Origin of the sequence: Photobacterium indicum (assembly GCF_003026215.1) — a bacterium.
Lineage (GTDB): Bacteria > Pseudomonadota > Gammaproteobacteria > Enterobacterales > Vibrionaceae > Photobacterium > Photobacterium indicum.
This window is the reverse complement of the sequence record NZ_PYOC01000001.1, coordinates 611,916-632,697: the sequence shown is the minus strand read 5'-3', so window position 1 is coordinate 632,697 and position 20,782 is coordinate 611,916. Positions and strand designations below refer to the sequence as shown.

The following is a 20,782-nucleotide window of genomic DNA, read 5'->3' as shown; positions in this document are numbered from 1 at the left end:
AAGGGTTTAATTCAGCTTAATCCAAGCTGTACTCCAATCTGAACCTACACCAGGTTCAAACTGAGTCGCACTAGGCGACCACTGAATACAGTATCCTGAATATGGGAAAGGCTTACATTCGTAGATACGTCCATCTGTTGCTAATACTTTACTCCCCGCAGTATAGCTTTTTAACCCTTCAGGGAAGATGTAGTCGTAATCCCCTTCAGGAGGATCGCCACCCTCGGTTAAATGGAAATCGTTAGTAATCTGATCAATCAAGTTACCTTCACTGCTATCTTTGATTCGAGTTACCAGCATGTGATGGCCAAGTTCAGATTTCGACAGCTCCATTGACACAGCTTTAGAGTCACCATCATTCAACGTAACCTGCTTATTCGCCAGTGCTTCTTTATTGTGATTATAAACGGTTAGTTCAACAAACTGATCGCCTTGAGCAGTAAGGTTTAGCTCAAGACTAACAGGCTCATCACCAATCAGGTATTCATTCTCTAATCCATTGATATCAAGACCATAATCTGGTTCTGGCGTGATAATGTTGTAACCAATCTCGACACGTTTTAGCCCACTACCTTCTTTTAGGTAAATAGGGTTTGCTCCATAGATTGGTGCAAAATTGCCTTCGCCATCAGCCTTTCCTGCGCGGATATCATCGTAAACATCATTGATTTGCTGAGCCAAGCTGTATGACCAATTATTCGCTTGTCCTTGTTGCTCAGTTTCAATCGTTAACTCAGTCGAAAGCGCATTATTCTCTCCAGACGCATCAAATACTCGGGTATAAACACTGTCACCCGATTTAAGATCCATGCTTGGATAAATCTGTCCACCAACAGCCCAATCAGGCACAGTAGGTAAATCGCCATCGAACATAACATCAATAACATTGTAAAAGCTTGCTGCTGTATCACCAACTTCCCATACCGCTAAAATCACCTGATAATCTTTGCGCTCAGGTACATTACAACTGTGATGTACACGCATTGGTGGCTTTGCCATATCACCACTAATCTGGCAAAAAGGAGTCAGATCAAATGCACTACGTGTTAGTGCTTTATTAGGATTCCAATCTTGCTTGGTGATGTAATAACGCCAATTACGAGTTGTATGGTTAGCGGTAAAAGTCCACTCAAAATTTTGCATACCCGCTTGCATTGGGCGTTTAACCCAGCGATCAACCGTTTGCTCATCAAGTGGAGAAAATTGAGACAAGCCTGCACTCGCAATTTTGCCATCAGGAGGGCCTGTTTCAGGGAAACCATCAGGACCTTCAACACTCTGAGGTTCCCACTGTACTGAACCACAATTTGTATTTTTTTCACCTGTTCCATTCGCTGGAAATTTACAAAGTGCTGCACGACTTTCCGCAACACCGCCTTCGACCGAGCTAACATAACCGTGTGCCATTACCCCTGAACTAAACAGCGCTAAGGTAACAGGTAGAAGTGTTTTTTTTGTAATAATCATTATCACTGATTCCGTTGTTTTATAGAAAAAACAACCATAGAATCGGCATGTTTGATGCAAATTTTACGTCTTTAAAAGACGGTAACCCCGCTATCATAGACTGACGTCGACAGACCGGAAGCTTTGCGTCCTACCCTTTAGGGTAGTTTGCCAACAATGTGGTTATCTGGTTTGAATGTGATATTCATCACTCGTAACCACTCTACATTAAATGCCTAAAAAAGCAGACTCATATGCACTTAATCCCACAGAAGATCACAATACATTCTCTGGTTTTGCAGCAATATTTTACTTTAATGCAAACTAAACAACTGTTTAAATCATTATATCGTTCACTTACCACTACCCTGGTGAATACAACCCACATAAAGCATGCGCATCATGAATAAGCATTATTCAATATCGTAAACGTAGAAAGCGTAATCATTATTTCATCACCGCCTCTGCATGGGCAAGAAAGCGATAGGTACAACAGAAGGGGGCATCCAGTATTTATGTCGCAGGTTGGCTCATAGTTCGAATTCCTGTTCATCAAAGGCCAGAAAGCGGCAATCAGTAAAGTAATTAGGGTTGTCCATCGCCCACGATTCCAAATCATGGCCGATATGAATAAGCCCCATTTTTGTTGGTTGGCATGCCTGTTGAATAATACGCACCGTATCGGTGTCATTATGATTCACTGGCGGGCGACCTTCTCGAAATGACGATGGCGGAAAACTACAATCAATCAGCATCACTTCAATGGAATTTGCGGCTAACCACACAGTTACATCTTCTCGTAATCCCAATGTATCGGTTAAGTACGCGATACGTCGTCCTTGCCATTCAAAGCAATAACCAAAGCACACTTTAGAATGATTCATCGGCAAGGGCGTAATGGTAATACCTTGCCAACTAAACGCTTTAAAGGCTGTTCGTGGTGGCTGAAAGTCCAACAATCCAGAATGCTTAAACAGATCATCACAACCTTGAGGATCATCAGGCCCATCAACATGAATCGGTGTACCTACCCCCCAGCGTAGATCAAATAAACTATGTACATGATCAATGTGATAATGGGTCAGTAATATTCTATCGATACTGCCCGCAGGAAAACGAGAGAGAAGATCATCTGCGTTAGCATCCAACAATAATTGCTTACCTTGATGTTCGATCACCGCTGACGTTTTCTTACGTCGATACGACGAAGTATGCTGGGCACGATTGCAGGCTTGGCAGGTACAACCGTAAACGGGCAACATACTGGCATTGCCCGTTCCCAGTAAGGTCAGTTTCATCGATGCCCTACCGATTCAGGTTCAAGTTCAAGTTCAGCGCAGTAGTAACGGTTAAATTGCGCTAACGTTTTTGCAATAGTTCCGCTGTTATCCAACCGCCACAGTTCGCAACTTTCGTCCGGAGTCGCATGAGCATTTGGTAATACAGAGTATTGAAAGTCTCGCGCACGGATAAGTCGTTGCTGAATTTCAGCTTCTGTTTCACGACCACGAATGCGTAACCGTTGCTCAAGCACACTCAAAGCAACATCGACAACAACCGGTACTAATAAGTTTCCATACTGTGCAAGCGCTTGGGGTAAGAACTCGCGAGATCCATTCACCATCACATCACAGCCGTTGGCTAACCATAAGTCGACTTCTAACCCCACCCCATAATGCAACCCATTAGCTTGCCAATGCATCGCGAATAAAGCATGGTGCTGACGATAAACAAATTCTGCTTCGGTTAGCGCAATATGGTTTTCACCACCCGCACATGCTGCGCGGGTGATGTAACGATGAGCAACCAAGATATTGGAAGGCCAAGCCTGACGCACCGCATCAATCACACTGTCTTTTCCTGCACCTGAGGCACCAATAACATAAAAAATTCGAGCCATAGATTGATCCTTCATTTAATTAGAATACAGCTTTCCCTTCACGCCAAACACGCGTTGCATACGTATGGTCGTGACGCTGATGAGCCAACAATAAATCGGCACGTTTTCCTTCCGCAATGACACCGCGATCATCAAGTTGCAGTGCTTGTGCCGGGTTAATCGTCGCTAATTGGGTCGCAGTTGCGAGGGAATACCCGTTACGATCATCATGTGCAATACGGAAGATGGCATCTAATAAACTACTAGGATAATAATCAGATGAAAGAATATCTAACACTCCTAGCTGTGCCAGTTCATGGGCAGCAACATTGCCGGAATGAGACCCACCTCGTACCACGTTAGGCGCTCCCATCATCACTTTCAGCCCTAAAGCATGTGACGCTTGTGCCGCTGCTACCGTAGTTGGGAATTCCGCAATCACCATTTTTAGCGCTTTCGATTCTTCAACGTGTGCAACGGTGGCATCATCATGGCTAGCCATCGGAATATTATGCTCGCGACAGTATTGGCAAATAGCTTCACGGTTAGGTGCCGACCATACTTGTGATCGTTCACGCTGTTCAACTTCAAACGCTGCCATTTGTTGGTCGTTAAACTTGTACTTACCTTGATAATAGTCGCGATATTTTTGCACATTCACAAATTGACGCTGACCCGGCGCATGATCCATCAAAGAGACTAAATGCACATCAGGTAAATGTGCGTAACGCTTAAACATATCGACCGTCGTTTCGTGCGGCACTTCGCAACGTAAATGCAAAAAGTGGTCTGCACGATTAACGCCTCGACGCTGGCTTTCTATCACTGTCTCTATCAGCTTATCGAGATTATCGTGCCGTTTACCGCCTTCACGGTAATCACCCAACGCGACGGCATCCAATACCGTGGTAATACCAGATGAGACTAATTGCGCGTCGTGTGCTCTCATCGCAGAAAACGGTGGCCAATCTACCTTTGGTCGTGGTGTAAAATACTTTTCTAAATTATCGGTATGTAGCTCAATCAACCCTGGCATTAACCAACCATCTTCCCCGTCTATCGCTTGGGGTAACTGGCTAACAGTATCTGATAGGGTGCGGATAATACCGCCTTCAATTTCAATCGAGCCTTTTACTGTTTGGTCTTCAAGTACCAAGTTCACGTTGGTAATGATCATTCTGTCATCCTTTATTTCACACCGTTGGCTTATTGATAACGCTTTGCCTGTCTTTATTAAGCTTCAAGATTAAGCTTCAGTTCTAGACAATTAAATTAAGCGCACTGAGATTGCAGTTCCGTTGCCGTATTCACTGGTTGCATGGCATATAAACGATCTGCCACTTGCTCCCGTACATCTTCATCATGAAAAATACCAACGATTGCAGCACCACGTTGTTTGGCTTCATTGATCAAACTGACCACTACCGCACTGTTTTCGGTGTCTAACGACGCTGTGGGTTCATCAAGCAATAACACGGGATAATCCACAATAAAGCCTCGGGCAATATTGACACGTTGCTGCTCACCACCCGAAAATGTTGCAGGTGCAAGGTGCCAAAGGTGTTCTGGTACATTCAAACGCGCCAGCAATGAAGTTGCTTTCACTTCCGCAGCCTTGCGGCATCCGCCTCGTTCAATCATTGGCTGCATCACCACTTCTAATGCACTAATGCGGGGGATCACACGTAGGAACTGACTCACCCAACCAATGGTGTCACGGCGCACATTCAACACCTCACGCGGTGTAGCTTGTGCTAAATCGACCCAATGACCATGGTGCAATATTTCGATACTGCCTTGATCAACCAGATAGTTACTGTATAAGGCGCGTAACAAGGTCGATTTACCCGAGCCGGAGTGACCATGTAACACCACACATTCACCTTGCGATACGGATAAATTGGCCTGAGTTAATACAGGGAGTGACATGCCATTTTGATTATGCAAAACAAAGGTTTTACTGACATTTGAAACGTTAACCATTGAAGTCATGAGATATCCTTATTAGTTCTGCAACACTGACGATACAAGTAGCTGGGTATACGGATGTTGTGGATCATCCAACACTTGATCGGTCAGCCCAGTTTCGACCACTTCACTGTGTTTCATCACCATTAAACGGTGCGCCAACAAACGCGCAACAGCCAGATCGTGAGTCACGATAATCACTGCCAAATCCAGCTCAGTTACTAACTGACGTAATCGATCCAGCAGCTTTGCCTGCACTGAAACATCCAAGCCCCCCGTCGGTTCATCCATAAAGATTAGCTTCGGGTGCGTGACTAAATTACGGGCGATCTGCAATCGCTGCTGCATACCGCCAGAAAATGTCGTCGGCATGTCATCAATCCGCTCGACCGGAATTTCAACATCGGCTAGCCATGTTGCAGATTGCTCGCGGATTTCACTGTAATTACGTTGGCCAACCGCCATTAAACGCTCACCAATATTGCCCCCAGCAGAAACGCGACCACGCAAGCCGTCCATTGGGTGTTGGTGTACCACCCCCCATTCTGTGCGTAGTAAATGACGGCGCTGACTTTCCGCCATCGCATACAATTCTTCAACCTGTTGGCATTGGGTGTCGGTATCCCCTCGTAGGTACAACACTTCACCGCCATCAGGCTGTAAGCGCCCTGAAATAGCCTGTAGTAAGGTACTCTTACCTGATCCCGATTCCCCAACAATGCCCAATACTTCACCTGGGTATAAATCAAATGACACTTGCGAAAAACCTTTACCCGGCGCATACAATTTAGTGAGGTTTTTCACCGACAATAGTGGCTGTTCATCATCTGAAGTCGTGGCAATTAGTGCTTGTTGCGTTGACGTATTCATGCGCTTTCCCCTTGCGAGCCACAGTAGTCCGTGTCTGAACACACGAACATGCGATTACCTTCATCATCGGTGACCACTTCATCTAGGAAGGTATTGGTCGCCCCACAAATGCTACAGGGTTCATCCCACTGCTGGATTTCAAAAGGGTGATCCTCAAAATCTAAACTACGTACCTTGGTGAACGGCGGAATGGCATAAATACGTTTCTCACGCCCAGCACCAAACAATTGCAGCGCAGGCATGTTGTCCATTTTAGGGTTATCAAATTTTGGAATAGGAGAAGGATCCATAATGTAACGATCATTCACACGTACGGGGTAAGCATATGCAGTTGCGATATGACCAAAGCGCGCAATGTCTTCATACAATTTCACATGCATAATGCCGTACTCTTGTAGGGCGTGCATTTTCCGAGTTTCTGTTTCACGTGGCTCGATAAAGCGCAATGGCTCTGGGATCGGTACTTGATAGACGAGGATCTGATCTTTTTTCAGTAATACCTCTGGAATACGGTGACGGGTTTGAATCACTGTCGCATCTACCGTGCGTTCAGTAGTACGGGCATCCGCTACCGTTTTGAAAAACTCGCGGATCGAGACAGCATTAGTCGTGTCATCCGCGCCTTGGTCGATCACTTTTAGGGTATCTGCTTGACCCAGAATGGCAGCGGTTAGTTGGACCCCACCCGTTCCCCAACCGTACGGCATTGGCATTTCACGGCCACCGAACGGTACTTGGTATCCTGGAATCGCGACCGCTTTTAATAATGAACGGCGAATCATCCGCTTGGTTTGCTCATCCAAATAACCGTAGTTGTAACCTGTATTGTAATCAGTGCAGGAATCGGTATTTGAATCATCACTTTGACATGTTGATGATGCATTAATTACTTGGCTCATTTATTTGCCCTCACTGTCTTGAGTCATGTCGTCATGCTCTTTGTGCATCTTGCGCAGTAACTCTAATTCAGCTTGGAAATCGACGTAATGTGGTAGCTTCAAGTGAGAAACAAAGCCAGCCGCTTCGACGTTATCGGCATGTGCTAATACGAACTCTTCATCTTGTGCTGGGCTATCAACCGCTTCGTTAAATTCTGGTGCTTGTAAAGCACGATCTAACAGTGCCATCGACATAGACTTGCGCTCATTGAAACCAAACGTAAGACCGTAACCTCGGGTTAATTTAGGTTTCACCGCTTTATCACCGACAAAGCCATTAATCATCTGGCATTCCGTCAGTTCAATGTCACCAATCTCTATTTCAAAGCCTAGTTCTTCAGGAAGAAGTGACAGCGTAACCTGCCCTGAGCGAATCTCGCCAGCAAAGGGGTGGTTACGTCCATAACCACGTTGAGTGGAATATCCCAACGCCAACAAGAAACCTTCATCACCACGCACTAATTGCTGCAAACGAGCAGATCGATCACACGGATAATTAACAGGTTCGAGCGTAATATCTTCAGGTACTTGCAGGTTATCTTCTTCCACCAGCATCATGTCGAGTTTTTCTAAGATCCCCAGCACTTGTGGGCATACTTCTGGTTCAGCTTCCTTTACTAACGCTGCACCGCTCGCAACCTGCTCTGTAATACGAGCATGAACAGCCTGCGTTGCTGTTTCAGAACGACTCGCAGTAGCCTCATTGCCTTCTGCAAGTAACGAAAAGTCCAGCAATCGGTGGGTGTAATCGTACGTTGGACCTAATACCTGACCACCAGGTAAATCTTTATAGGTCGCGGAAATACGACGTTCAATACGCATTGCCGAGGTATTCACCGGTTGCGTTGTTGCCAAGCGTGGCAAGGTTGTTCGGTAAGCTCGAAGTAAAAAGATCGCTTCAACCAAATCGCCAGCGGCTTGTTTAATCGCAAGAGCGGCCAATTCTTTATCGTAGATCCCTCCTTCAGTCATTACGCGATCGACAGATCCTGCTAACTGTTGACTGATTTGTGCCACAGACAATGCAGGTAATGCTTTATCACCACGGCGTTTATCGGCTTGTAATTGGTGAGCGGCACTGATCGCTTTCTCACCACCTTTCACTGCTACATACATGGGCTGATCTCCAGCAACGTTGAACGAGGGATGGCAATAACGTGTTGACCGCTCACAAAAATAAAATCCAATCCCAATGGAAAACTCGGCAAGTGTTGGCGTTGTAATAACAAGTTCAACAAGTCATCAGGAAGCTGACCTAAATGAATATCTCTAGCTTGCTCAATACCCGGACCAGTCAATGTCAACGTAACCCCACAGGACAAACTGTCGGTTTCGACAATCACGGTCGTGCTGCGATCAGGGTATTCTTCATTACCGATACACAGCGGCAAGGTTAGCCACGGCGTTGTTGCGCTATCTTGGTACGACACTGCTGCAAACGCTGCACTGTCTGCAGTCTGCGTAATCGGAGCGCCAATATGAAACGTCAGATTATCTATTACTGCTTTGTCTTGAATAAAACTCGGTGATAGCCACAACGGTGTGCTGTTATCTGCTAGCGTCAATAAGGTTTGGCTGCAGGCACTCATCATGATGCCAAAACCATTGCCATTTTCGGGGTCCTTATTGTAATCATGGCTTCGATCAAGCTCTACGCATTCGCCAGGCTCTGACATGGCTTTTAATAAACGACGAAAACAAATTTGACTATCGTGCACCGCATCACTAAATGCTGGTGAAATCATACTCATGGGTATTGTCCCTTTCTTTAAATGCACTGAAATTCAGGCTTAATCTTCACCACGAACCAGCGTAAAGAAATCAACTTTGCTGCTCGCCACTTGTTGTTGACGTAACTGCTCTTGCTCCGCTTTTAATGCCGCTAATGGCGTGATCAATTCACGTGTTAAGCGCGCTTGGTATTCAGAGGTTTGCATTAAGCCGTCAATGACTGCAGCTAATTCAGCATGCTGTTTATTGCGACCTTGCAAATAGCTGTACCCCATTTCACCGCTATCTAATTTCACAACAGCACGTGTTAGGGTGACATCCCCCATATTGAACTGCCGCCCGCCTCCTCCCATGCGTGCTCTGACTTGAGCTAAACCAATTTCGGCTGGGCGAATCACTTGAAATATAGGCAACGGTAAATCCAATGTTGCCCACTGTGTTTGAAGGTCAGAAAAAGCCGCTCGGGCTAATACCGACATCCATGTTTTTCTCTGCTGAGAAGCGTCCATTTAATGCTCCATGACTAATTCAATGACATCGGAACGTGTATTCGAGCTGGAATATTCCGCCACAATATTTGTTCCTTTAATGACATTGGTGGTTTTAATTTTTAAAATAGGAATATTGGAATTAATCTGTAATAACCGGCAATCTTCATTCGTCGGCATTTGTGCACGCAAACGTGTATTTTTACGCTGTAATTCAATATTCAATTCTTTATTAATAAACTGATGTAATGATCCGGTATTAAAATATTTTAATACCACCCACCACGTCGTATCTGATAAATAATGATCAATCACAGTACGCGGAATACCGTCTATTTTTCTAAACGTGCGAATATGAATAACTTTACTTTCTGCTGGCTTATTCAAGCGTTCAGCAATCTTGCTATTGGCAATAATAACCCGAGCTTGTAACACCTCACTTCTAGGCAGCGAGCCTTGTTCTAACAGGTTTCCTGTAAAGTGTGCCCCTGCATGTAAATAGTAATCATGAGGCTGACGAAGCACCATATTGCCTTTCCCTTGATGGCGCTGCACCATACCTGTCGCCACCAATTCATCAATAGCGCGACGTACCGTATGTCGGTTCACATTAAAACGCAGTGCTAATTGTGATTCAGACGGTAAATAGTCACCAGCTTGGTATTTATTACGAACGTCATTATCTAATTGCGTGGCAATATCTAAATAAACAGGCATGTTATTCCTTTAACGATTTAACTTATCTAGACATGTAAACGTAATTTTTTTATTTTTGTAGAACAATTAAATGAAATTTAAATGAATTTTTTTCGAATGATTTGCGATATAAAATCAATAATACTGACCGTCACAATCACAATGCACATAATGGCGGCGGTCTGTTGCATTTGAAAACCTGAAATAGACTGCCAAAGTAATACCCCAATACCACCAGCCCCAACCATACCTACCACTGTGGCTGAACGAATATTGGATTCAAGGCGGTATAGTGCATAAGATATCCACAACGGCATTACCTGTGGAATTACCCCATATAAAATCACTTCTAGCGGGTTTGCCCCTGTGGCTTTAATGCCTTCAATCGGACCTGGTTCAATGGCTTCTATGGCTTCTGCAAATAGCTTCGCCAGCACACCAGTGGTGTGAATAAACAATGCCATTACCCCAGCAAAAGGACCTAATCCAACCACGACGACAAACAGCATCGCGAATACCATTTCGTTAATAGCGCGAAGCCCATCCATTAGGCGACGCATTGGAAATGTTACCCACGTCGGCATCAGGTTTTCTGCACTCAAAATGCCGAATGGTACCGCTAGAATAATCGCTAGCACCGTGCCCCAAATTCCGACTTGAATTGTGACGATCATTTCACTGATATACAGTTCTAAATCAATGAAATCTGGTGGAAAGAAATCGTTCAGTAGTTGCACCATGTTTTCAGGGTGTTCAAGAAATAGCATTGGTGCCATTTCTGCGCCACGCCATGACCACATCAATACTGACAAAACCACCACCACCAAAACGGCTTTTTTAAGCGATAATTTAGATTCTGGTACGAATTTTTGCTTTTGCGTTTCCGTATACATGGCTCAATCCTATTACGGTCAAACAAACGGGTTATTCGGCGAATAACCCGAACAGTGATAATTACCCTTTCACAGCATTAATCTGACGGGATAAGGTATCCAGTTCCTGCTGAATTTTAGTGATACGCTTCTGCTTTTCATCATTATCTAAGCGCGGGTTATCTTGTGTTTCAATCAAGTTTTTATATGCTTCCATTTGGCGGATAGGTAACAGTTGATTGTTATCCGTTGCAGCAAAACCCGACCACGACAGCCCCTTAAGGTTCTTCAGTGCTTGCGGGTTACCATCTTTGCCATAACTCAGGAAGAAATCGCGGGTTTTCGTTTTAGTTTCTTCAGGAATATCCTTACGCCATGTCATTACATCGGACGGGATCAGTTGTGACTGCCAAATCACCTTCAGTTTTTTGTACAGCTCAGGGTTGCTCTTCTTGATACGAACCAAGTTCATAGTGTGGTTGGTCGCCACATCCACTTGATTATTCGCCACAGCCATTACGTTGGCGGCATGGCCAGCAACAACCGTGCGTTTAAAGTCGTGGGCTGAAATGTGGTTTTGTGCCAAAGCGTAATAGTTTGGAACTAGAAAACCCGACGTAGAATTGGGTTCACCATTACCGAAATTGAGTGATGCTCGTTGATCGATCACATCTTGCAAGTTGTTGATTTTGTCATTCGCGCTGTTGGCCAGTAATACGCTGTAATACCCTTCTAGCCCGTCATCTCCGACATAACGTGCAAACACTTCGGCATTAGCACGATCAACCGCTTCTATTGCTGACTTGTTACCGTAATACGCCATATCAACTTTTTTGAACCGCATCGCTTGAATAATGCCAGCATAATCAGGGGCAAAATACGCTTTCACCGGTACGCCCAAAGCCTCACTTAAATCATCCAGCATGGGCTGCCAACGCTGGCGTAAATTCTGCTGTGCATCGGTGGTGATGATGCCGAAGTTAATGGTTTTCATCTCACTCGCTATAGCTTGTTGGCTGAACACTGTCGACGAACTAATCGCCGCAGAACAAACAGTCAGTATGGCTAACGCTTTCTGGATTGAACGAAGCATGTTTCCCTTCCCTGCATAGTTGTTATACCAAGCTAAGTTGGTATTAAATCGCGTTAAATAATGTCTAATCATCTTTAAGGTCTTGGACTAAAAAGATGGGGCTAACTCAGGTTGAATCGCTATAACTGGTGCGGGTTGCGGTTTTGCACCGTACAGTTCTGCCAATTTCCGTTCACACAGTCCCTCACTAGCGCCTTGATAAAAGACCTTACCATCACGTAATGCCACGATTTGGCTACAGTATTTCAAGGCATGATCGACCTGATGCAATGTGACAATCACGGGAATACCTTCTTGCTTATTTATATCTTCAAGCAGTTCCATTACGATACGAGATGACTCCGGGTCCAGCGATGCAATCGGTTCATCTGCAAAGATAATTTTGGCTTCCTGCATCAACGCGCGCGCAATGGCAACCCGTTGCTGCTGACCACCCGATAACGTAGATACACGCTGCATTGCATACTGTTCCATGCCAACACGCTCTAGCGCTTTCAGTGCACGTGAACGCTGCTCTGCAGTGAACGTACCAGTTAACGTGCGCCACTTAGCCGTAGAGCTCAGCGCGCCAACCAACACGTTAGTCAGCACACTCAATCGATTCACTAAGTTAAATTGTTGAAAGATATAACCAGCCTGAGCCCGACAAGTGCGTACCTCTTTACTTGGCTTGCCTTTTGACTGCACAACCTTACCCAATACACTGATACTGGATTGAGGGTTGTTATCACTCACGACTAATCCACTAAGATGACGTAATAACGTTGATTTCCCCGAGCCTGATGGCCCTAATAACGCAGTCATTTCACAGTTATTAATATCCAGATTGATCCCGTCTAGCGCTTTCTTCCCGCCGAACGTTTTATTTACATGTCGAATTGTAATGATGTTGTCCATGTCCCTGACCTCAAGTCTGATTCGAGACCTACAGTGCAGGGAAAAGATGAATGTTTTATTGATGAAATATGTCAGGCAGGTGACGAAGAGATTGTACGGGGCAGTTGTTGATACTGATTAAACGGTTGATATAAGAAAATAAACAAGAGCAATAGTCAGAGTTAATGTTCACTTGTCTAGATAAGAGGGTCATGAAAGGTTCATAGAAAAAAGGCTGTAATTTTACGGTGGCATATATTAATTAACTAATGAACAGCAGGTGCTGTTCATTAACAATAGAAGATCACATTATTCCCAGTTTTTTTAATTTTCGATACAAGGTATTACGGCTAATACTGAGCATTCGTGATGTCTTACTGATATTACCTTGGTTAGCATGGTAGGTTTCAAGCAATACATCCTCGACAGTGCTTTTCAAATCTTTCGTTACAGCCGTGTTAGATAAATTTTGATGCGTATTTGATACTAACTGCGTAACAATATTATTGGGGAAATGCTCGATAGTCAGTTGCTCAGCATCATCTGATAATAGAGATGCCACACGCAGCGTATTATCGAGCTCTCGAATATTACCCGGCCATGAATATTCCGTTAACAATCGTATTAAGTGTGAACATAAACTTTGATTATTTTCAGCGTGTTTTGCGTGAATATTTACAATTAATTCCGCTTTGTCTTGTCTTTCACGTAGCGGTGGCAATGTAACAATTAGACCATTCAATCGATAATATAAATCCTGACGAAATTCACCTAATTCAACAAGCTGTGCAAGGCTTTTATGGGTTGCCGCAACAATTTGAATATCGACTTTATATGCTTCATTCGAGCCTACTGGCACCACTTCTTTTTCTTGCAATACATGCAACAAACGGCACTGGGCAGACAATGGCATATCTGCGATTTCATCTAGGAATAAAATCCCCTTATGTGCCTGACGCACTTTACCCTGATAACCCTCTTTACTGGCACCAGTAAACGCCCCTGGCGCATAACCAAAGAGTTCAGATTCAATCAAATCTTGTGGTAACGCACCGCAATTTACCGCAACTAAAGGATGTTGGTTACGTAAACTGTATTGGTGAAGCTGTTTAATGAACTCGCCTTTGCCGACCCCTGTTTCACCCAATATCAGCAGCGTCACATCCTTATTAATTAACTTACAGGCTTGCTGCCAAGCTTGTTCAATTACGTCATCTCCCATGTGTAACGGGCAAGACGGAGAATATATAACAGAGCGGAGATTCTTTACTGGTTGGATCGACTGACAACGAAAGACCAAGTCGTTACTTTTACTATTCGTTGCTTGTGCCGAAATAAAAGAAGATTGGGCAGCCTGAATAATATGATCAATGTTACAGCCTAGAATGGTCGATTCTAATAAAGATTCAGATAATAGTCGTGCAGCCACTGCATTATGCGCAACAATGTGACCACTTTGATTCGCAATCACGATACCTTGCCACCCACTATTGAGTAAATGTTGATCAAACGCCAAATCGACACGGTACTTACCTTCCGGCACTTGGCAAAGTAAGCTGTTTTCAATAGCTTGCACCATATTTTGAATCAATAATTGCGTTTGTTGCGAGTGAATTTGTTGCTCACTTGTTATATCGAGTACACCTTGTAACTCGCCGTCTGGTGTACAAATTGGACTAGCAGAGCAACTGATAAAACGGTGTTTACGAATAAAATGTTGATCGCCAATCACAGCAACAAAGCGCTTTTCTGCCAATGCAGTGCCTATCGCATTCGTCCCTTTTAGGCTCTCTTGCCAACACACGCCCGATTCTAACGCGATGCCTGTTAGCTGATGTTCAAATCGCGATTGTCCCCACGAGCCAATAATCACCCCTTCAGTATCTGTTAGTAGCAAGCGACTGTTTGTACCTGCGAACATTTGGTTAAACAATGGCACAGCCAACTGTTCAACCGTTTTGATCAGCACATTAGCAATATGTTGTCGCTGCTCTAGTTGGGTTTTATCTAGGCGCACATGCTCCGGCTGATGCTGCTCATCTAAACCAGCTTGCTGACTTCGGTGCCAAGATTGCGATAACCAATCTTCTTGCTGAGTGTGAAGTAACGAATCCATAGGGTAACTGTTCCAGTTTGTAACAGTGCGGGTGTGCCATTTAGAGACAGTTGAACACTTTGTCTCTGTGCTTTCCTGTCACCCTGCCTGTTATTTTTAAATGATAAATTTTTGTTAATCATAGCGTTACATTTCATTAACAACAAGAGTTCAAAGTTGGCTTACTGTTTGCGTTATATAACTTGAAGAAAAACAAATAAGTACAAGTATCAATAATGATTTTTTGTATAAACGCATAAGAAGGAACGACCAATGATTTATGCTCAACCAGGAACAGACAACGCCGTTATCACGTTCAAATCACATTACGATAACTATATTGGTGGCGAGTGGGTAAAACCTGTCAGCGGGGAATATTTCGATAATATCTCACCTGTAAATGGTCAAATGTATTGTCAGGTTGCGCGTTCAACTGAAGCGGATATCAATTTAGCCTTAGACGCTGCGCATAATATTCGCGCAACATGGGCAGCAACAAGTGTCACAGAACGCTCAAATATATTATTAAAGATTGCCGATCGTATTGAACAAAACCTCGAATACTTAGCCGTTGCTGAAACATGGGAAAACGGCAAGCCCGTACGTGAAACATTGGCCGCCGATCTACCTTTAATTGTTGATCACTTCCGCTACTTTGCGGGTTGTATTCGAGCACAAGAAGGTTCTGCAGCAGAGTTAGACCAAAATACCGCGAGCTATCATTTCCCTGAACCCGTCGGCGTTGTTGGTCAGATAATTCCTTGGAATTTCCCAATGCTAATGGCGGCATGGAAATTAGCCCCAGCACTGGCTGCAGGCTGCTGTATTGTTCTAAAACCAGCAGAACAAACACCGACCTCAATTCTAGTATTAATGGAATTAGTGGGCGATCTTCTTCCACCGGGTGTACTTAACGTGGTGAATGGCTACGGTAGTGAAGCAGGCCAAGCGTTAGCCACCAGCAACAAAGTTGCCAAACTGGCTTTCACGGGGTCAACCGATGTGGGTCACCATATTCTTAAATGTGCCGCCGAAAGTTTAATTCCTTCAACCGTCGAGCTAGGGGGAAAGTCACCCAATATCTTTTTTGCTGATATCTTTGATCATGAAGATGCTTACCTCGATAAATGTATCGAAGGGATGTTACTAGCCTTCTTTAATCAAGGGGAAGTCTGTACTTGCCCATCACGAGTGTTAATTCATGAATCAGTTTATGACAAATTCATTGCTAAAGTGATAGAACGTGCGGCAGTGATCCAACAAGGCAACCCATTAGATACTGACACCCAAGTTGGCGCACAAGCCTCGCAAGAGCAATTCGATAAGATTCTTAGCTACTTAGACATTGGCCGTGCTGAAGGTGCACAAGTACTTATAGGTGGGCAAGCGGCAACGTTAAATGACGAACTCGATAATGGTTTCTACATTCAACCAACGATGCTAAAAGGCCATAACAAGATGCGCGTATTCCAAGAGGAAATATTTGGTCCCGTAATCGCTATCACAACATTCAAAGACGAAGCAGAAGCATTAGAGATTGCGAATGATACTGAGTATGGATTAGGAGCAGGCGTCTGGACGCGAGATGCAAACCTTGCTTACCGTATGGGTCGTAATATTGAAGCGGGTCGTATTTGGGTGAACTGTTATCACGCCTACCCTGCCCACGCTGCATTTGGGGGTTACAAGAAATCCGGTATCGGACGTGAAACCCATAAGATGATGCTTGATCACTATCAGAATACTAAAAACCTCTTAGTCAGCTACGATATTAACCCATTGGGCTTTTTTTAACGGACTAGAAGCTCCTACTAAAAAATTATAATGTTATAAAAAGGGATGGTAGTGTAAATGCTCATAAATACACACCACCCTTTTTTCAATATCAACGTTACTTCTTTAAAGAAACGTCACCATTATTATTCGTCGTCCACTTAAAGGTTTCTTTTCTGCCACGTAAATCCGCGTCGCCGTAAGTAATAACCATTTTTACGGGGCTGTAAGTAAAGTCTTTTGTCGATTTAGACACAAACACATCGTCGTCATACGTGTAAGTACCATTAAATCTCACTTTGTGCGTTTTTGTATTAATCACTAGTTCTTTATCAGAGTTATCATCACTAAAGGCAACCTTAAGATCTTTATCAAAATTCAAATTGGTATAAACGATAACATCGCTATTATTCGTTTTGACAAAAAGCTCATCACCTTTTTTCTTTACATCAACCCTGCCATGAAATGAGAACTTCCCTGTCGGATCAATAGACACTCTAAAATCACACGTCGCTGTCTTATTACAATCCTTTAATACTTTCTGTGTGAAGGCCGCTGTACTGCTTTCTACATACCCTGCAAATTGAATGCGCTCAGCGTCAGAATGAAACTTTTTCCCTGCAACAGCAACTGCCACATCATCCGCATCACACCCAGACAACATCACTAATACCAACGCTGATAATACTTTGAATTTCATTTAACCCTCACCTAAGAAACACCGTTTTATTTTGTATGCACTATATCGAAGACCATTCACAATTCACAGAAACACAATTATAACTTTTTAAGTATAATCATTTTTTTACACTTAAAAATGTATATCATTTCACCTAAACGAAGAAAACAGATGTAAAATACAAAAAAACTCACCACCTACGGAATTTAATCCCATCACTCCCTATTAGTTGAATTGATTATTGAAACCTAAAATTGAATAAATAAAAGGTGTATCGACAGAAATTGACATGATTACTTTTATTGCAAATAATGAAAGTTTTCATCTTTTGATAATTACGCAAAGCCTTTTATTCAATCACTCCATTATTCGTTATGCAAATGTGGCGTAATTCCTGCTTTGTTCTTTGATAATCTATGGTGAATTAGGCTATTTCAGAATGGGAAAACTGTCGTTGCGATCGATTATAATATTAACTATTCCAACACTGTTCTGGGTTGTAGGGTTGCTGTTTTCTAACATTTGGTGGCAGGAAAATATATTATCCGTTACCGCTATACCGTTTTTATTTTATTGTCTGGCACTTATTTTAACGCTCTTTTTGCGTAACACTTTGCAATTTATATTTTGCCTACCTTTTTTATTACTCTGGGGTTATGTACATCCTTTAGATAATTCGAGCTCCCTTCCTTTGTGCCCTCAGACATTAAAAGTCTTTCAGTACAACTTACGTTATGAAAACCCAAACCTTGATCCTCTTTTTTATTACTTACAACAATACCCCCACCATTTATTAGTGTTCCAAGAAACAACACCTGAACATGGCAGCATGCTAAAAGAAGCACTAAAAGCGCAGTACCCCTACCAATTTGGCGGGCAACCAAGAATCGGATATCCAAGCGGACAGCTTGTGCTGAGCCAGTACCCTCTGTTTAATATGAAAACCATTGCGACTCAAGCTGGTCACCAAATCATCCATGGTGTTTGGCATCCTCCCAAATACAAGCCTATTGAGCTGTATACCGCACACCCGCCTTCACCACGTAATGCACAGTTATGGGCCGAACGTAACGCGCTACTGGAGACATTGAACAATTTAGTGGAAGATTACCTTGATACCGATAATGCCTCACCAGCTCAACTTATTGTTGGGGATTTTAATTTATCTTCGACTAGCGAACGCTATCAAGCCCTATTTGGCGGTTTTAAAAGTAACCCTGTCTCAAGCTGGCCGAATTGGTCCGGTTTACGGCAATATTTAACAATCGCGATTGATCATCTCTGGGCGCATTACCCACTAGAAATATGTGAACGGGAAGCACTCATAAATATGGCAGGTTCTGATCATCGCCCCATCGTGACTTACCTGACGATGCATCGAAGCGATCAGCCCAAATAGTGAATTAATTTAACGCACAATTAAAAAGACCGATATCTAAATAACATCGGTCTTTCTTTTTCGTCTTTTATAGCAGAGAAACCAGCATTAACTTATTAGTTCAATATCAGTTTTAGGGATGCAACAACAAGCAAGTACTTTCCCCTCTTCCTTTTCGCCAGAAAACAATGCAGGTACATCCGGTTGTTCAACCTCACCGCTTGCTAATGTTACTTTACAAGCGCCGCATAATCCCGCACGACAACTGTTCGCCATCTTCAAACCTGCATTTTCTGCTTGCTCGAGTACCGTTTTTTGGTTATTACCTTCAAATATATTGCCATCGATACTGATCGTGACGCTTTTCTCTGCGCCAGTTTCGATTTGAATCGGTCCAAATGCTTCTTGGTGATACTGTGACTCGGGCAGTGCTTGTGCAAGGAGCAATGATTTAGCTTCTTTCATAAACGCATCAGGACCACACACGAACACTTGTCGTTCAGCCAGTGTAGGAATATGACTCAATAACTCAGCAGATAAACGCCCCGATAACCCTTTCCAAGCTTTATCTTTACGACTTAATACAACATGAACGGTTAAATGAGGATGTGCTTCTTGAAGTAATTCAAGCTCATCTAAACACGGGATATCATTTTGAGTACTGCACTGATGATAGAACACGACATCATGCACTTGATTGTGATCAGCTAAATAACGCAACATCGATAACATTGGTGTAATGCCACTGCCCGCAGAAAGCAGGAGTAATTTATCGGTGTGTGCACCTAGGTGGAATGTACCATCTGGTTTTTCTGCCACCAATGTATCTCCCACAGCTAAATGGTCATGTAGCCAATTCGATACGCGCCCATCATCTACACGTTTTACTGAAATAGCATAACGACCAGGACGAGAAGGGCTAGATGACAATGTATAGCGGCGTGAAATGTACTCACCATTTATTTCTAGTTGCAACGGTAAATGCTGACCAGGTTGATAAGTCGGTAATGTTTGTCCTTTTGCTGGCTCTAACCAAAACGTGCAGAAGTCTTGCGCAATATCTTCACGTTCAACGCAGGTTAACGTTAAATTCAACTCACTGTTGTCGGCATACACTTCTTTCGGCTTAGTCTCGAGCACTTCGATAATGTCACCCGCTTTGATTTCACCTTCATTAAGTGCGACCAGATTCTGGCCGAAATACACATCACCAGATGCATCAGCACGAAACTTAGACATGGTGGCTAGCGGTTCTTTCAATGTATTAAATTCAGCTGTTTTAGGGTTTACTGTGGTCAAAATACAACGCGAGCACGGCTTAACGGATAAGAACTCAACCTCACCAATACGAATGCGTTTCCAGCTATCTTCTGCAAATGCTTCTGTGCCTGAAACAACAAGATTGGTGCGAAACTGAGCCATTGTACTTTGCTGACTACTGCGGGCATTCAACGCATCCAATGACGCTTCACTAATCACTAGTAAAGGGAAGCCATCGGCAAAGCTAACATTCTGATTAATCTTCGGGCGAAGACGATTTGATTGCTCGCCCGTATACAATAACTGTACTTCTTGACCTAGCAGTAAAGAGAACCAAGTATCAGCTTTAATTGTTGTGGTATACGCACTAAATTCGTCGCCCCACACTTCAGCATTGGTATCTTCCATTAAGAAATCAGCATATTTCAATACCAACGGCATACGACCCGGGTAGCTCAGTGTTATACCGTGAGATTGTATTGTCGCCATCACTTTTACCATCTCAGGGTGTTTTCTTGCCGTGATCATAGTGCCGTCTTTTTTAGCCACCATGAAACGGCGATCAAAACAGATCCCTTGTTTCTCAACCCATACTTGCGATTGGCTAAGACCCGCAATCGATTTAACGGGAAAGACATTAATTTGCGAAAGAATTGGAGACGTTAACAGTATTGGCTTACTCACGTGGCGATCCTTAATGCTAATATTTTTAAACGGCTAACGAGCATGATATCAATTAT

Annotated in this window: 19 protein-coding genes and 1 riboswitch; of the genes, 2 read left to right on the top strand and 17 right to left on the bottom strand. The window is 43.5% G+C overall.

Annotated features, from left to right (window positions below; all coding sequences use genetic code 11):
• Positions 1-6 precede the first annotated feature (6 nt).
• From gbpA to C9J47_RS02635, 15 genes are all read right to left on the bottom strand, one after another.
• The gene (gbpA, locus tag C9J47_RS02705; RefSeq protein ID WP_170107447.1) at positions 7-1,470 is read right to left on the bottom strand and encodes an N-acetylglucosamine-binding protein GbpA; all 1,464 of its coding nucleotides are present in this window, start codon (positions 1,468-1,470) and stop codon (positions 7-9) included.
• A gap of 74 nt (positions 1,471-1,544) precedes the next feature.
• A riboswitch (cyclic di-GMP riboswitch) is annotated at positions 1,545-1,629 on the bottom strand.
• Between the two features lie 347 nt (positions 1,630-1,976).
• On the bottom strand, positions 1,977-2,744 hold the full coding sequence (gene phnP / locus C9J47_RS02700; protein ID WP_107252129.1) for a phosphonate metabolism protein PhnP: 768 nt from the start codon (positions 2,742-2,744) through the stop codon (positions 1,977-1,979).
• Complete coding sequence (phnN, locus tag C9J47_RS02695; protein WP_107252128.1) at positions 2,741-3,346, bottom strand: ribose 1,5-bisphosphokinase; 606 nt, start codon at positions 3,344-3,346, stop codon at positions 2,741-2,743. The genes phnP and phnN overlap by 4 nt, the downstream gene beginning before the upstream one ends.
• A 19-nt stretch (positions 3,347-3,365) precedes the next feature.
• On the bottom strand, positions 3,366-4,502 hold the full coding sequence (gene phnM, locus C9J47_RS02690; protein WP_107252127.1) for an alpha-D-ribose 1-methylphosphonate 5-triphosphate diphosphatase: 1,137 nt from the start codon (positions 4,500-4,502) through the stop codon (positions 3,366-3,368).
• Positions 4,503-4,597: 95 nt separating this feature from the next.
• A complete protein-coding gene (phnL, locus tag C9J47_RS02685) occupies positions 4,598-5,317 on the bottom strand; it encodes a phosphonate C-P lyase system protein PhnL (protein WP_107252126.1) in 720 nt (239 codons plus the stop codon).
• Between the two features lie 12 nt (positions 5,318-5,329).
• Entirely contained in the window at positions 5,330-6,163 is an 834-nt protein-coding gene (phnK, locus tag C9J47_RS02680; RefSeq protein WP_107252125.1) for a phosphonate C-P lyase system protein PhnK, read from the bottom strand.
• Positions 6,160-7,062 (bottom strand): alpha-D-ribose 1-methylphosphonate 5-phosphate C-P-lyase PhnJ, encoded by a 903-nt coding sequence (locus C9J47_RS02675; RefSeq protein ID WP_006230551.1) that lies wholly within the window; start codon positions 7,060-7,062, stop codon positions 6,160-6,162. Before C9J47_RS02675 ends, phnK begins: the two co-directional genes overlap by 4 nt.
• On the bottom strand, positions 7,063-8,217 hold the full coding sequence (locus C9J47_RS02670) for a carbon-phosphorus lyase complex subunit (RefSeq protein ID WP_107252124.1): 1,155 nt from the start codon (positions 8,215-8,217) through the stop codon (positions 7,063-7,065).
• Positions 8,208-8,852, bottom strand: coding sequence for a phosphonate C-P lyase system protein PhnH (gene phnH, locus C9J47_RS02665; protein ID WP_107252123.1), 645 nt, complete (start codon positions 8,850-8,852; stop codon positions 8,208-8,210). Before phnH ends, C9J47_RS02670 begins: the two co-directional genes overlap by 10 nt.
• Before the next feature lie 39 nt (positions 8,853-8,891).
• Positions 8,892-9,341, bottom strand: a complete 450-nt coding sequence (gene phnG / locus C9J47_RS02660; protein ID WP_107252122.1) for a phosphonate C-P lyase system protein PhnG — start codon at positions 9,339-9,341, stop codon at positions 8,892-8,894.
• A complete protein-coding gene (gene phnF / locus C9J47_RS02655) occupies positions 9,342-10,037 on the bottom strand; it encodes a phosphonate metabolism transcriptional regulator PhnF (protein WP_107252121.1) in 696 nt (231 codons plus the stop codon). It abuts the gene before it with no gap.
• A gap of 77 nt (positions 10,038-10,114) precedes the next feature.
• Complete coding sequence (gene phnE, locus C9J47_RS02650; RefSeq protein WP_107252120.1) at positions 10,115-10,909, bottom strand: phosphonate ABC transporter, permease protein PhnE; 795 nt, start codon at positions 10,907-10,909, stop codon at positions 10,115-10,117.
• Positions 10,910-10,970: 61 nt separating this feature from the next.
• The gene (phnD, locus tag C9J47_RS02645) at positions 10,971-11,981 is read right to left on the bottom strand and encodes a phosphonate ABC transporter substrate-binding protein (protein WP_107252119.1); all 1,011 of its coding nucleotides are present in this window, start codon (positions 11,979-11,981) and stop codon (positions 10,971-10,973) included.
• A gap of 87 nt (positions 11,982-12,068) precedes the next feature.
• A complete protein-coding gene (phnC, locus tag C9J47_RS02640; RefSeq protein ID WP_107252118.1) occupies positions 12,069-12,878 on the bottom strand; it encodes a phosphonate ABC transporter ATP-binding protein in 810 nt (269 codons plus the stop codon).
• Positions 12,879-13,161: 283 nt separating this feature from the next.
• Positions 13,162-14,973 (bottom strand): sigma-54-dependent Fis family transcriptional regulator, encoded by a 1,812-nt coding sequence (locus tag C9J47_RS02635; protein ID WP_107252117.1) that lies wholly within the window; start codon positions 14,971-14,973, stop codon positions 13,162-13,164.
• A 252-nt stretch (positions 14,974-15,225) separates the two neighbouring features.
• On the opposite strand from C9J47_RS02635, the gene exaC reads away from it, so the two are divergent.
• Positions 15,226-16,746 (top strand): acetaldehyde dehydrogenase ExaC, encoded by a 1,521-nt coding sequence (exaC, locus tag C9J47_RS02630; protein ID WP_006230560.1) that lies wholly within the window; start codon positions 15,226-15,228, stop codon positions 16,744-16,746.
• A gap of 97 nt (positions 16,747-16,843) precedes the next feature.
• On the opposite strand, the gene C9J47_RS02625 is transcribed toward exaC, so the two are convergent.
• On the bottom strand, positions 16,844-17,425 hold the full coding sequence (locus tag C9J47_RS02625) for a hypothetical protein (protein ID WP_107252116.1): 582 nt from the start codon (positions 17,423-17,425) through the stop codon (positions 16,844-16,846).
• Positions 17,426-18,095: 670 nt separating this feature from the next.
• Between C9J47_RS02625 and C9J47_RS02620 the strand changes: the two genes are divergently transcribed.
• Entirely contained in the window at positions 18,096-18,803 is a 708-nt protein-coding gene (locus C9J47_RS02620; RefSeq protein ID WP_245903263.1) for an endonuclease/exonuclease/phosphatase family protein, read from the top strand.
• Between the two features lie 87 nt (positions 18,804-18,890).
• Here C9J47_RS02620 and C9J47_RS02615 read toward each other — a convergent pair whose 3' ends face one another.
• Positions 18,891-20,726 (bottom strand): hybrid-cluster NAD(P)-dependent oxidoreductase, encoded by a 1,836-nt coding sequence (locus C9J47_RS02615; RefSeq protein ID WP_107252114.1) that lies wholly within the window; start codon positions 20,724-20,726, stop codon positions 18,891-18,893.
• Between the last annotated feature and the right edge of the window lie 56 nt (positions 20,727-20,782).